The 13381-nt window shown below is 61.3% G+C and carries 10 protein-coding genes; 4 read left to right on the top strand and 6 right to left on the bottom strand.

Annotated elements, in window-relative coordinates; translation table 11 throughout:
* Window positions 1–3: 3 nt before the first annotated feature.
* A complete protein-coding gene (gene ligD / locus ACZ9DP_RS00200) occupies window positions 4–1059 on the bottom strand; it encodes a non-homologous end-joining DNA ligase (protein ID WP_476199635.1) in 1056 nt (351 codons plus the stop codon).
* A 194-nt stretch (window positions 1060–1253) separates the two neighbouring features.
* Window positions 1254–1844 (bottom strand): SOS response-associated peptidase, encoded by a 591-nt coding sequence (locus ACZ9DP_RS00205; protein WP_476199723.1) that lies wholly within the window; start codon window positions 1842–1844, stop codon window positions 1254–1256.
* Between the two features lie 313 nt (window positions 1845–2157).
* Between ACZ9DP_RS00205 and ACZ9DP_RS00210 the strand changes: the two genes are divergently transcribed.
* Window positions 2158–2655 carry an SOS response-associated peptidase family protein gene (locus ACZ9DP_RS00210; protein WP_476199724.1) on the top strand — a complete coding sequence of 166 codons (498 nt, stop codon included), beginning with the start codon at window positions 2158–2160 and terminating at the stop codon, window positions 2653–2655.
* Here ACZ9DP_RS00210 and dinB read toward each other — a convergent pair.
* On the bottom strand, window positions 2652–3743 hold the full coding sequence (dinB, locus tag ACZ9DP_RS00215) for a DNA polymerase IV (protein WP_476199636.1): 1092 nt from the start codon (window positions 3741–3743) through the stop codon (window positions 2652–2654). The genes ACZ9DP_RS00210 and dinB overlap by 4 nt on opposite strands.
* Window positions 3740–4006, bottom strand: coding sequence for a hypothetical protein (locus ACZ9DP_RS00220; protein WP_476199638.1), 267 nt, complete (start codon window positions 4004–4006; stop codon window positions 3740–3742). The genes dinB and ACZ9DP_RS00220 overlap by 4 nt, the downstream gene beginning before the upstream one ends.
* 173 nt (window positions 4007–4179) lie before the next feature.
* Between ACZ9DP_RS00220 and ACZ9DP_RS00225 the strand changes: the two genes are divergently transcribed.
* From ACZ9DP_RS00225 to ACZ9DP_RS00235, 3 genes are read left to right on the top strand one after another with little or no spacing between them, the layout of a single operon-like run.
* Window positions 4180–4941 (top strand): ImuA family protein, encoded by a 762-nt coding sequence (locus ACZ9DP_RS00225; protein WP_476199640.1) that lies wholly within the window; start codon window positions 4180–4182, stop codon window positions 4939–4941.
* Window positions 4862–6376 (top strand): Y-family DNA polymerase, encoded by a 1515-nt coding sequence (locus tag ACZ9DP_RS00230; RefSeq protein WP_476199641.1) that lies wholly within the window; start codon window positions 4862–4864, stop codon window positions 6374–6376. The genes ACZ9DP_RS00225 and ACZ9DP_RS00230 overlap by 80 nt, the downstream gene beginning before the upstream one ends.
* Window positions 6376–9639, top strand: a complete 3264-nt coding sequence (locus ACZ9DP_RS00235) for an error-prone DNA polymerase (RefSeq protein WP_476199725.1) — start codon at window positions 6376–6378, stop codon at window positions 9637–9639. The genes ACZ9DP_RS00230 and ACZ9DP_RS00235 overlap by 1 nt, the downstream gene beginning before the upstream one ends.
* Before the next feature lie 201 nt (window positions 9640–9840).
* On the opposite strand, the gene ACZ9DP_RS00240 is transcribed toward ACZ9DP_RS00235, so the two are convergent.
* Both ACZ9DP_RS00240 and ACZ9DP_RS00245 read right to left on the bottom strand, forming a co-directional pair.
* On the bottom strand, window positions 9841–10833 hold the full coding sequence (locus ACZ9DP_RS00240; RefSeq protein ID WP_476199643.1) for a TRAP transporter substrate-binding protein: 993 nt from the start codon (window positions 10831–10833) through the stop codon (window positions 9841–9843).
* Between the two features lie 79 nt (window positions 10834–10912).
* Complete coding sequence (locus ACZ9DP_RS00245; RefSeq protein WP_476199644.1) at window positions 10913–12784, bottom strand: TRAP transporter large permease; 1872 nt, start codon at window positions 12782–12784, stop codon at window positions 10913–10915.
* Between the last annotated feature and the right edge of the window lie 597 nt (window positions 12785–13381).

The raw sequence follows: 13381 nt of genomic DNA on the forward strand, positions 1-13381 counted from the left end.
CCTTCATGTCGAATCCCTGCCAATCCGATAGACTGCCGCATTATCCTGTCTTTCACGCAGGCCTTTGTATGAGGGATGCCGGAGCTTTCCGTCCTGCGTCCAGGCCCGATACTCGATTTCAGCGATTAGGGTCGGCTGAACCCAGATCGCGCCTTTTCGCTTGATCTCCACAGGCGGCTTCGCCGTCTTGATCCTATCGAGATCCTGCCGGAGACGGATTGTCTCTCGTTCTTTGAAACCGGTGCCCACGCCGCCGACATAGACGAGATCGTGGTCGCGATAAGCGGCGAGCAGCAATCGGCCAATACCGCCCAGCGCCGCCGCGGAAGGTTCATAGCCGATGATAAAAAAGCTGTCGCTGTGGACGCATTTGATCTTGAGCCAGTCACCGAGGCGGCCCGACCGATAGGGCGCATCGAGCTTCTTGGCAATAACCCCCTCAAGCCCGTGCTCACAGGCTGACTCGAACAGCTCGTCACCATCGGCCTCGATCGCTTCGGAAAGCCGGACGGCGCCGAAACTGTCCGCCGGGACGATGCGCTCGAGCATCTGTCGACGCTCGAAGAACGCCATTCGCCGGAGATCATGCCCGTCGAGGTACATGATGTCGAAGGCGAAGAATATCGCTTCATCGGCACTTCGTTTGCCGCCGCGGCCGCCAAGCGCCTGTTGCAAGGCGCCGAAATCGGAGCGGCCCTGTTCATCAAGCACGACGGCCTCGCCATCGAGGATCATCGTTCCGCCAAGCCAGGACGCTGCCTGTGCGATGAAGGGGAAGCGATGTGTCCAATCGTGGCCACCCCGAGTGATGACACGGACTCGCGTTGGCTCGACGTGGATCGCGAGACGATACCCATCCCATTTCACCTCGTAGATCCATTGCGGGCCTTTGGGTGGTTTCGAAACGAGGAGCGCCAGGCATGGCTCGACACGAGCTGGCATCGGATCGAACGGCAATACCGGCTGCTTTGGGTCCCGCGGTTTTCGTGCGCGGCTTCGAAGCGCCGCTTCGGCGGTGCCCAACAGCGGTTGCGTCTTCTTTCCTGGTGGCCTGGTCATGCTGGCAGTGCATCAGAGTGGATCTGAAGAGTCGAGTCCTTCAGTCGAGTGATCGCAGGGATTACTCAGCGATGCCGGTGCGACGACTCATCTCGATGGTGCCAGGACTTGGTCTCTCTAGGGACGTTGTGAAAACGGCAAGCAAACCGTTTTGCTGCGAGATGGAGCGAGGCAATATTGCTGCCGCGCCGGGATTACCCGACCTGTTCTACAGCGAGGGTGCCCGCGGAAAGCGGCCTGATCAGCGACTTCGCGGAAACAGATGGATCGAGCCAGTCGGCCCAGGCGTCGCGTTCCAGGATCACGATCTGCCGGTCGTGGTAGGGCGCGATGTCCGGACCCGGTTCCATCGTCAGCATGGTGAAGGCCTGACCGACGTCCGGCGTGTCGCGCCAGATGCCGGCAATGCAGAAGATCGGCTCGTCCTTTTTGGTGAACAGCCACTTGTCCTTGCGCTTCTTTTTCGGGTCCTTCGGATCGGTGAACTCGTAAAAGCCATCGGAAATGATCAGACAGCGATTGGAGGTGAACTCCCGTCCCTCCGAGCGGAAATTATAGACCGGCCGCTTGTTCGGTCCCGGCCAGCTCCAGCGCCGCTGCACGAGCTCTCCCTCGTCACGGGTTCCGTCGATCGTTCTGACGATCGGGCCGATATCGGTAATCTTGATGTCCTCGCGCGCTTCGAGGTTCGGAGTGCCTTCACCAAAACGGATCTTGATCTTGAGGTCAGCGAAATCCTCGACAACCGAGGCAACATCCACCATCAGCCGATAGTCATTGCACATTGCTCTTCCCTTCGAGGGTGGTCCCATTACCGCACCACCGAGGCGCTGCAGGTGCAATATATGCTCGGATTGTACGCGTTCCAGCAGGATGAGGAGTTCCTCGGCATCCTTCGTCGGCAGGCGGAGCGCGACCAGTCTTTTGATAAGTAAAGTTTGCCGCGCGACGATGGCGGCGCCATCTCGTACGTGTCGCATGACCATCTGAAGTTCGGTCTCACCGGCGCGCATCCCCGGAGTTTAGCAGTTTTCAGCGAACCGCACAGGATTATCCATCGGCCTTGTCTAATGTGCGTGTTCCTGATATGTTCCGTCCATTATGAACGCGACCGCTTTCCAGTCCGATGCCCCGCTGGACGAGCGCCGTGTCATCGTCAGGCGCCATGATGGCGATGTGGAGATGGTGGAGCTGCCATGGGGGCTGCGACCACGCGACGGCGGCCCGCGCGCCGTTAACGTCGTCCGATCGGAAGGGCGGACATTCCCGAGCTACCGCTGTCTGGTGCCGGCTTCGGAGTTTCGCCACAAGAGCTTCAGCTTCTCGCTGGCCAACGGCGACTGGTTCTATTTCGCGGGGATCTGGCGGCCGGCGGCTGAGGATTGGCCGGAGGCCTATGCCATCCTGACCATCGAAGCGAATGCTGATATCGTGCCCTACCACGACCGGCAGATGGCGGTGCTGACACGAGACCAACGCATGGTCTGGCTTGACGATCTTGTTCCCGAAGAGGAAATACTGCGGCCATTGCCGGCGGGGACATTCCGGGTCAAGCGACACGTGGGTGCCTCTGCCCAGCCAACGCTGGCGATCTAAAGCGCCAGGCGCAACTGCGGTTCCGTGATAACCGCGCGTGGCTCCAGGGATGACAAGGTGACGCCGAGTAGGCGGATGCCTTTTCGGGGCGGAAAGATCGGCGCCAGCAGCAGGCCGACGATGTCCTCCAGATCTGTGATCGCTGGCAGAGGTGCCGGAAGCGTCTTGCTGCGGGTGATCTGGTTGAAATCGGCATATTTGGCCTTGAGCGTCACCGTCTTGGCGCTGATCCCATTGGCCTCGCAGTAGCCCCACACCTTTTCGATCAGCGGCTGAAGCCCTTCGCGGGCCGGTCCATAGGCGTGTAGATCATGCGAAAATGTATCTTCGGCGCCGACGGATTTGCGCACCCGGTTCGGCTTGACCTGGCGCTCGTCGATGCCGCGGGCAATGCCGTAAAAATAAGGACCGGACTTAGCGAAATGATCCACCAGGAATTCCAGCGTCTTCCCCTTCAGATCGGCACCGGTTTCAATCCCCAGCCGGTGCATCTTGTCGGCCGTTGCCGGGCCGACGCCATGAAATTTTTTGACAGGGAGGGCCTCGACGAAGGCCGGACCGTTCTTCGGGGTGATGACGGCCTGGCCATTCGGCTTGTTGAGGTCGCTCGCCATCTTGGCGAGGAACTTGTTGTAGGAAATCCCCGCCGATGCATTGAGCCCAGTGGCCTGCTTGATTTTGGCACGGATCTCCAGTGCGATCTCCGTGGCGATTTCCATGCCCTTGAGATTATGGGTAACGTCGAGATAGGCTTCATCGAGAGAAAGCGGCTCGATGACGGCCGTGTATTCGGCGAAGATCTCACGGATCTGCTGCGACACCGCCTTGTAGACGTCGAAGCGCGGCGGCACGAAGATGAGGTCCGGGCATTTCCGCTTGGCGGTCACAGACGGCATCGCGGAGTGGACACCATAGGCGCGCGCCTCGTAGCTCGCCGCCGCCACCACGCCGCGAGAGGCCGATCCGCCGACGGCAATTGGTTTGCCGCGCAATTCCGGATTATCGCGCTGCTCGACCGACGCATAAAAGGCGTCCATGTCGACATGGACGATCTTGCGCGGCCGCTCGTGGCCTTCATCTTTTGTCATGACTGGCTTCCATCAGGACCATCTACGTCCGCCAGACATGGGAAGTGCGCGCCGCATTTGTCACCCTCCGGCGTTTGCATGCGCTCGCAGCCCATGGCCATCCGCCGACGGAGTACCGCGAAGCTCACATCGGCGCCAAAAGCTTTCACCAACAGCTTTCGCTCGATCGCGCCATGGCGGTCACATCGCGGGCAGCTGAATTCAATAACCGGGTCACGATAATCCTTCAGTCTCAGATCACTCAGCCGGTCTGGGCGGGCCATGTGAAAAAATTCCCAATACGGCCATCGAGTTGAATCCCTTTATGGAATCCGTCAGGCCCGCACCCGCGCTCAACTTGAACGCGTCGAGTGCGCATTGACTCGTTTTCGCTTTGAGAACAAATAAAGAACATACCGCGTTTTCTCAAGTCAAAAACGGTGCCGTTAAGGAGATCATGACCACAGCCATCGCCACTTCGAATACCGTCCTCGACGAGTTGCGCGAGAAAATCGCCAGCCTCGAAGGTGCGGGTATGCGCCGTCGCAGCGTCCTGCCATTCGGGGTGAGCGAGATCGACGCGCAGCTGCCGGGAGGTGGCCTGGCCTTTGGTGCCCTGCATGAAGTGGCCGGCGGCGGGAACGGTGCGATCGACGGCGCGGCCGCCGCACTCTTCATCGGCGGCATCGCGGCGCGGACCACCGGCAAGGTGGTCTGGTGCCTCACCCGCTTCGATCTGTTCTTTCCAGCACTTGCCCAGGCCGGACTTCACCCCGACCGCGTCATCTTCGTCGAAAGCGACAAGGAAGAGACGGTGCTCGCGAGCTTCGAAGAAGCCTTGCGCTATGGCGGCCTCGGCGCCGTCGTCGCCGAGCTGGTGCGCCTGCCGATGACGGCCTCGCGCCGGCTGCAGCTTGCGGCGGAAAAGTCGGGCACGTTAGGCCTGGTGATCCGCCGATGGCGGCGCCAGACGGAAGCCTCCGATTTCGGGATGCCGACGGCAGCTGTGACCCGCTGGCGGATCTCGGTGCTGCCGTCCGAGCCGCTTCCCGTGCCGGGCGTCGGCCGCGCACGGTGGCTGGCCGAGCTCATGCGGGTCAGGTCAGGCGAGGGAGGACAATTCATTATCGGAGCATGTGATGGCCAGGGTCGTATCTGTCTTTCTTCCGACACTGCCGACGGACCGGATCAGGCGCGCCGATCCTTCGCTCAATCCTGACGCACCGCTGGTGGTGATCGCCAGGAGAGGGTCGAAGCGATGGGTGGCGGCGGTCGACCGGGCAGCTGCCAAACTGGGCTTGCGCGTCGGCATGCCGGCCGCCAAGGCGCAGGCGCTGGTTCAGGGATTGACGATGGTGGATGCCGATCCGGCGGCCGACCTCGCGACACTTGAACGGCTGACGCTTTGGGCCTTGTCGCAATATTCTCCCGTTGTCGCCATGGATCCCCCTGATGGTATCGTCATGGATACCGACGGCGCCGATCACCTGCAGGGCGGCGAGGACCTGATGCTCTCCGGTCTTGTCAACCGCTTCCGCGGCCGGGGTCTTGCGGCACGAGCGGCGATCGCCGACACCTGGGGTGCGGCACATGCGCTCGCCCGGTCCACGGATCGCGAGACGGTTATCATCTCGCGCGGCGAGACCGCCAAAGCGGTAAGCCGGTTGCCGCTGTCCTCGTTGCGGCTGCCGGCCGAGATCGTCGGGAGCCTCAGAACCCTCGGCTTCGCCACCGTCGGTGATCTGGCAGTCGCGCCGCGGGCGCCGCTGACGCTGCGGTTCGGGCCGGAGGTCGGGCGCCGCCTCCACCAGATGTTCGGCCGGCTCGCCGAGCCCATCGATCCGATCCGGCCGGCGGATCTCGTCGAGGTCCAAAAATCCTTTGCCGAACCGATCGGGGCTGCGGAGACCATCGAGAAATACGTGGGCCGCCTGGTGCGGCAGCTCTGTCTGGAGCTGGAGAAACGAGGACTTGGCGTGCGGCGCGCCGATCTGATCGTCCACCGCGTCGACAACACAATCCAGTCGCTTCGGGCCGGCACGGCCAAGCCGGTTCGTGACATCGGCTGGCTGACGAAACTCTTCCGCGACCGGATCGAGAAGATCGAGCCGGGCTTCGGCATCGAGAAGCTGGGCCTCGCTGCCATCGTCGCCGAACCGCTCGTCGAGGCGCAGTCGGCTTCCTCGCTGATCGAAGAGCAGATCACCGATGTGACGCCGCTGATCGACGTGCTCGGCAATCGTGGCGGCCAGCGGATTTTCCGTGTCGCGCCGGTGGCGAGCGACGTGCCGGAGCGCAGCGTTCAACGGATCGCACCGACGGCGGACGAGGTCGGCGCCACCTGGCCGCTGCATTGGCAGCGGCCATCCCGGCTTTTGCCGCACCCGGAAGCTATCGAGGTGATTGCGCTCTTGCCCGATCATCCGCCGGTTTCCTTTACCTGGCGCGGCAAGCGCCGCCGGGTAAAGCGCGCCGACGGCCCGGAGCGGATCTTCGGAGAATGGTGGCAGCGCAGCGCCGAATGGGTCGCGGTTCGCGACTATTTCGTTGTCGAGGATGAAGCCGGCGAGCGCTTCTGGATTTTCCGTTCCGGCGATGGCGTGGATGCCGACACCGGATCGCGCAAATGGTTCCTGCATGGGGTGTTTGCCTGATGCGCTACGCCGAACTGCAGGTCACCACGCATTTTTCTTTCCTCCGCGGCGCAAGCTCGGCGGAAGAACTGTTTGCGACCGCCAAGCTCATGGGCATCGAAGCGCTCGGCATTGTCGACCGCAACAGCCTGGCCGGCATTGTTCGGGCGCTCGAAGCCTCGCGCGCCACCGGCCTGCGGCTCGTCGTGGGTTGCCGGCTCGATCTCCAGGACCGCATGTCGATCCTCGTCTATCCCACCGATCGCGCCGCCTATTCGCGGCTGACGCGGCTTTTGACCTTGGGCAAGGGCCGCGGCGGCAAAGCCAACTGCATCCTGCATCTCGATGATGTGGCGCACTATTGCAAAGGCCTGATCGGCGTCCTCGTCCCGGATATGGCGGACGATGGCTGCGCCGTGCAGCTGAGGAAGATGGCCGAGATTTTCGGCGACCGCGCCTACGTCTCGCTCTGCCTGCGCCGGCGTCCGAACGATCAGCTGCGGCTGCACGAGCTGTCGAACCTGGCGGCGCAGCACCGGGTGAAGACGGTCGTCACCAATGACGTGCTGTTTCATGAGCCCGGCCGGCGGCAGCTGCAGGATGTCGTCACTTGCATTCGCACTGGCACGACCATCGATGACGTCGGCTTCGAGCGCGAGCGGCACGCCGACCGCTACCTGAAGCCGCCGGAAGAAATGGCGCGACTGTTTCCCCGTTATCCGGAAGCCTTGGCACGCACGGTGGAAATCGTCGAACGTTGCAGGTTTTCATTGGAAGAGCTCGTCTATCAATACCCCGAGGAGGCGTTGATCCCGGGCATGACGGCGCAGCAGTCGCTGGAACACTATACCTGGGAAGGCGTGAAGACGCGTTATCCCGAAGGGCTGCCAACGCATGTCGAGAAGACGATCCGGCATGAGCTGTCCCTGATCGAGACGATGAAATATGCCCCGTATTTCCTGACGGTCTTCTCGATCGTCCGCTATGCCCGATCTCGGGGCATTCTCTGTCAGGGCAGGGGGTCGGCGGCGAATTCCGCCGTCTGCTATGTGCTCGGCGTCACCTCGATCGACCCGGAGACAAACGACCTCCTCTTCGAACGCTTCGTCAGCCAGGAGCGCGACGAGCCGCCCGACATCGACGTCGATTTCGAGCATGAGCGGCGGGAGGAGGTGATCCAATGGATCTACAAGACCTACGGCCACGACAAGGCGGCCCTGTGCTCCACGGTAACCCGCTATCGCGCCAAGGGCGCCATTCGCGATGTCGGCAAGGCGCTGGGCCTGCCCGAGGACCTGATCAAGGCGCTTTCCGCCAGCATCTGGTCTTGGTCGGAAACCGTCGGCGAGAGCCAAGTGCGGGCCCTCGGCCTCAATCCGGAGGATCGGCGTCTCGCCTTGACGCTGCGGCTTGCCCAGCAGCTGATGGGAGCACCGCGCCATCTCGGCCAGCACCCGGGCGGATTTGTCCTGACCCACGACAGGCTCGATCATCTTGTGCCGATCGAGCCGGCGGCGATGGTCGACCGCCAGGTGATCGAATGGGACAAGGATGACGTCGAGGCGCTGAAAATGATGAAGGTCGACGTGTTGGCGCTCGGCATGTTGACCTGCATGGCGAAGGCCTTCGCCCTCATCGGCGAGCACAAGCACCAGGATCTCGACCTCGCCACCATCCCCCAGGAAGACCCGGCCACCTATGCGATGATCTGCAAGGCCGACACCCTCGGCACTTTCCAGATCGAGAGCCGGGCGCAGATGTCGATGCTCCCACGGATGAAGCCGCAGACCTTCTATGACCTCGTCATCCAGGTGGCGATCGTCCGGCCCGGACCGATCCAGGGTGACATGGTCCATCCGTATCTGCGCCGCCGCGAGGGCAAGGAAAAGGTCGAGTATCCGACGCCCGAACTGGAAGCGGTCTTGCACAGGACACTGGGCGTGCCTCTGTTTCAGGAGTCGGCGATGAAGATCGCGATGGTCTGTGCCGGTTTCACCGGCGGCGAAGCCGACCAGCTTCGGAAATCCATGGCGACGTTTAAGTTCACCGGCGGCGTCAGCCGGTTCGAGGACAAGCTCGTTTCCGGCATGATCCGCAACGGCTATTCACCGGAGTTTGCCAAACGCACCTTCGGCCAATTGGAAGGCTTCGGATCCTATGGTTTCCCCGAAAGTCATGCTGCCAGTTTCGCGTTGATCGCCTATGCCAGCAGCTACATCAAATGCCATTGCCCGGATGTCTTCTGCGCTGCGCTCCTGAACTCGCAGCCGATGGGTTTTTATGCCCCGGCCCAGATCGTCATCGATGCGAGGAAACACGGCGTTGAAGTTCGGCCGGTCTGCGCTAACCGCTCACGTTGGGACTGCACGCTCGAGGAGGTGGAGGGCACTGACCGGCATGCGGTGCGGCTCGGCATGCGGCTGGTGCGCGGATTGGCAACCGCCGACGCCGCGCGCATCGTCGCCGCGCGCGCCGACGAGCCCTTCGCATCGGTGGACGACATGTGGCGACGGTCGGGCGTGCCAGTTGCCTCGCTCGTCGAGCTCGCCGAAGCCGACGCCTTCCTGCCGTCATTACGGCTTGAACGACGCGATGCGCTCTGGGCGATCAAGGCGCTGCGCGACGAGCCGCTGCCTCTGTTCACAGCCGCGGCCGAACGCGAGGCGCGGGCGATCGCCGAGCAGCAGGAGCCGGACGTCGAGCTTAGGCAGATGACCGACGGTCATAACGTCGTCGAGGATTACAGTCACGTCGGGCTGACGCTCCGTGAGCACCCCTTGAGGTTCCTGCGGGCCGATCTCGCCAAGCGCCGGATCGTCACCTGTGCCGAGGCGATGACGGCGCGCGACGGCCAGTGGCTGATGGCGGCCGGGCTGGTGCTGGTGCGCCAGCGTCCGGGTTCGGCCAAGGGCGTGATGTTCATCACCATCGAGGACGAGACGGGCATTGCCAATGTCGTCGTCTGGCCGAAGCTGTTCGAGCGCTCGCGCCGCGTGGTGCTCGGCGCCAGCATGATGGCGATCAATGGCAGGATCCAGCGCGAAGGTGAGGTGGTTCACCTGGTCGCGCAGCAGCTGTTCGATCTTTCGGCAGATCTGTCAGGGCTTGCCGGGCGTGACGGCACGTTTCGTGCCACCACCGGGCGCGGTGACGAGTTCGCCCATGGTTCGCCGGGCAGTCCCGATTCACGCGAAAAAGCACCTCCGCGGCTTCGGGCGAGGGACATGTTCACGCCGGATCTTCATATCGATACGCTGAAGATCAAGAGCCGGAATTTTCATTAGATTGGCTGCTCGACGGGTTGTTGAAATCGCGGGGTTGTTGGTTCCGATCTCTTCAAGGCGCCCGAGTGTGATCCGCCGGCGCCACCCGCTGCACGCGATTGCCACAAAGTCACGAAAAAAGCCGGGTCTCGTGATGTTCTCACGAGACCCGGAAGTCGGCCGGACAGCCGGCCTCTGGGAGAACATATACCTTCTAGGGGCCTACGTGAGTTTCCCTACCGTCTTCTCGAGAATTGCCCACAATTCCTCGCCATATTTTTCGCGCCAGCCGGTGTAGAAGCCGCCGTCGCGAAGTTTCTGCCTGAACGCCTCAGTGTCGGGCTGATTAAATACAAGGCCCTGTTTGGCCAGGACGTCTTTGAGGGACTCCGACAACTTGGCCATATCTTGGCGCTCATCAAGCGCGGCTTGGTTGATGTTGCGGCTCACGACCTCCTGCACATCCGCCGGCAGGCTTGCCCAGTTGCGCTTGTTGGCAACGCAGAAAAACGCGTCCCACATGTGCCGGGTTAATGCGCAGTATTTTTGGACCTCGACAATATTTGCGGTCTTGATGTTGGCCAGCGAATTTTCCTGTCCATCGACGACCTTCGTCTGAAGTGCAGAATAGAGTTCGTTGAAATTGATAGACGCCGGAGCTGCCCCAAACGTCTGGAACATGGAGGTCCACAGCGCTCCGACTGGAACGCGGATTTTCATACCGGCGAGATCTGCGGGCGAGTTGACTGAGTGCGTGCTGGTGGTGATGTGCCGGAACCCGTTGTCCCACATCTTTTCCATCGGGAGGAGATTCACCTTTTCGATGAGCTTATGCAGAGCGACACCGAGTTCACCATCCATCGTCTTCCAAACCGTATCATAGTCCGGGAAAATGAAGCCGAGACCGTAGATCGAGGCCGCCGGGACCATCGTGGACAGTACATTGATACCAGAGTTCAGGAACAGATCGATGCCGCCTGCTCTCACCTGCGACAGCATATCAGTGTCGCTACCAAGCTGGTTGTTCGGGTAGACCTGCAGTTCCACCCGCCCGTTTGTCTCGTGTTGGATGCGTGCTGCCGCCTCCCTTGCGCGCGTGGTGATCGGATGGGTCTCGGCCAGATTGAACGCGAACTTCAGGGAATACTCGGCTGCGGCCGCTCGCTTCATCGAAAACCCGAGCGCCGTGGCGCTGAGACCAAGCGTCGTCGTCATCGTGAATGCGCGTCTTGTCAGATTTACCATTTCGTTCTCCTCCAAATAAGCTCTGTAATTTTGGTTGGTCGAGGTCGGACTACAGGAAGCCGATCGAGAGCCACGGAACCGCAGCAACCACGGCAAGACCAATGGCCATGGCGACGATGTAGCCGACGATCGGTTTCATGCCGGCGTCGGGGCTGACTCGGCTGATTGCACAGGCAGCGTAGTAGCCAACACCGAAGGGTGGAGCGAAGAGGCCGATACCCATCGCCAACACGACAACCATGGCGTAATGCACCTGATGGATGCCCAACTGCTGAGCAACCGGGAACAGCAACGGTGCGAACAGTACGATTGCGGGTATCCCCTCGAGCACACTGCCGAGGATGATGAATATGACGATCGAGACGATCATGAACGTCACCGCACCGCCCGGGAGCGTTGAAAGGTTTTGAGCCAGCGCTGTCGAGAAGCCTGATTGCGTCAGGCCCCAAGCCATCGCCGTGGCCGCGCCGATAATCAAAAGGATAGACCCGGACAGGCTCGCCGTCTCGACAAGCATTGGCTTGAGCCGGCGCCAGTCGAACTGACGATAGAACACCAGACCCGCGACAACCGAGTATGCAATGCCGATCGTCGAAACTTCTGTCGCCGTGGCGACACCTTCGATGACGGCTGAACGGATAACGAACGGAAGCGCAAGGGCAGGCAGTGCAGCGAGGAGCAGCTTGCCGATCTGCCGTCGACTTGCCCTCTTGACGTGACTCGGGTCATCGTTGCGGCAGCGCCAGCGCACCAAGAAGCAAAGGGTTACCGCCAGAATAAGGCCGGGGAGAAGACCGCCGGTGAACAGCGCGGCGATCGATACCCCGGTTGCGGATCCCACTGTAATCAAGACGATGCTAGGCGGGATTGTCTCAGTCTGGGCGCCCGTCGCCGAGAGAAGTGCGACAAGATCGCCTTCGTCTGCGCCGCGCTCCTTCATCTCCGGAAACAACACGGGCGCGACGGCGGCCATGTCGGCGGCCTTCGATCCGGATATCCCAGATACAAGATACATCGCAGCCACCAGCACGTAGTGAAGCCCGCCGCGCACATGGCCAAGTAGGCTGGCGAGGAACGCAACCATCGCCCGCGCCATACCCGTCATCTGGATAAGTTGGCCGAGAAACACAAACAGAGGGATCGCAAGAAGGATCAGATGGCTGACACCTTCGTCGATCCTGCCGACAATGATTAGAGGCGGCGTTCTGGTGGTCAATATAAGGTAGCCGAATGTAGCGATCGCGAATGAAAAGGCGATCGGCACGCCGCCGAAAACACACGCCGCAACGCCGCCGACGAAGAAGACGAGAAGATTGAGGTTTCCAAGACCGACGAAGACCGGCTTCAGCGCCCAAAACAGGCAGAAGACCGCTGCAACGGCAGCAATCGCACCGAGCGCTAGACGGAGATTCGAGCTCTGCAGAAGCCGCAACACCGCGAAAACAAGCATCAAAGCGAAGCTCGTCGGCAACGCCGAGGCGCGCCATGAGTTCTGAATATCCATCGCGGGCGTCCAGACGTAGGACTCTTCGGTGGCATATTCCAGAGATGCGGGCAGGATCAGCACGAGGAAGGCAAGTGCCGCCGCGACCGAAACCAGTTCAACGAAGCGGCGTGTATCGCCCTTCAATGCGGTGACCACCGCCGTCATGCGCATGTGTTCCTGCCGCTGAAAAGCGACGGCGGAACCAAGCATCGCAAGCCAGAGAAACAAGATTGACGCCAGTTCGTCCGACCAAACCAGCGGGACGTGGAATACGTAACGAGCGACGACGGCCGAAAACAGCAGAAGAATTTCGCAAAGCACCAGAAGTGCTACCGGTATCTCCAGGCATTTTACCAAGGCATGTTCAATCTTGCGTGCCATTGCTGCCAGGCTCGACGTCCTTGCAACATCTTCGATGACTCCGTGAACAGTCATAGTGGCCTCCCCATTCGGTAAGGCCTGATCGTTTGCGTGCGGGTGCAACGCAGTCGGGTATTTCTCAAAAGCCTGTCCTCCCACGCTCGCGCGGGCGCACTGCTCCTGCCGGAAAAGCCGGTCAAGGTTTCGGAGTGTTCTCTAAAGTGCGTTCCCACGAATTCCGCGCACTGTGCTCCTCTGCGCGTAGGTATAAGGTATGATGTCATACCCAATATGGCAAGCACTTTTTCTGCCGGCCTGGGGTGGAGTCTTGAAGCGCAACGAGTACGGCCTCCGTCGAGGCATCGATCAGTCACTGGATCGATCGCAGAGAATTGCCCTCGACCACATCGAGGTTCCACTGCCTTGTGTGCACAAATGTCAGGAGATCTTGGAGCCGACGAGTCCTGTTTGGCGACCAGGGCACCCCGCATCCTATCATCGCGCCGTCGCAACTCGACTCCCGAAAACGGCAACCGAACGCTTGTGCCGGCTCGATGTCCCTATTCTGTCCATAGTCCTTCGAGAGCGGCGAACCTGGCGCGTCTTAAGTCGAGACCGTGCCTTGCCGGCTTAAAACGCCGGGCCGCCTTATTGACCTTCCGGTTAATAAAA

The sequence above is a fragment of the Rhizobium sp. USDA 4016 genome (genome assembly GCF_056279705.1).

Coding starts and splice junctions, on each gene's coding strand:
- ACZ9DP_RS00245 (WP_476199644.1), bottom strand. CDS start 12,784: ATGACTGTTCACGGAGTCATCGAAGATGTTGCAAGGACGTCGAGCCTG.
- ACZ9DP_RS00205 (WP_476199723.1), bottom strand. CDS start 1,844: ATGTGCAATGACTATCGGCTGATGGTGGATGTTGCCTCGGTTGTCGAG.
- ACZ9DP_RS00225 (WP_476199640.1), top strand. CDS start 4,180: ATGACCACAGCCATCGCCACTTCGAATACCGTCCTCGACGAGTTGCGC.
- dinB (WP_476199636.1), bottom strand. CDS start 3,743: ATGACAAAAGATGAAGGCCACGAGCGGCCGCGCAAGATCGTCCATGTC.
- ACZ9DP_RS00235 (WP_476199725.1), top strand. CDS start 6,376: ATGCGCTACGCCGAACTGCAGGTCACCACGCATTTTTCTTTCCTCCGC.
- ACZ9DP_RS00220 (WP_476199638.1), bottom strand. CDS start 4,006: ATGGCCCGCCCAGACCGGCTGAGTGATCTGAGACTGAAGGATTATCGT.
- ACZ9DP_RS00230 (WP_476199641.1), top strand. CDS start 4,862: ATGGCCAGGGTCGTATCTGTCTTTCTTCCGACACTGCCGACGGACCGG.
- ACZ9DP_RS00240 (WP_476199643.1), bottom strand. CDS start 10,833: ATGACGACGACGCTTGGTCTCAGCGCCACGGCGCTCGGGTTTTCGATG.
- ligD (WP_476199635.1), bottom strand. CDS start 1,059: ATGACCAGGCCACCAGGAAAGAAGACGCAACCGCTGTTGGGCACCGCC.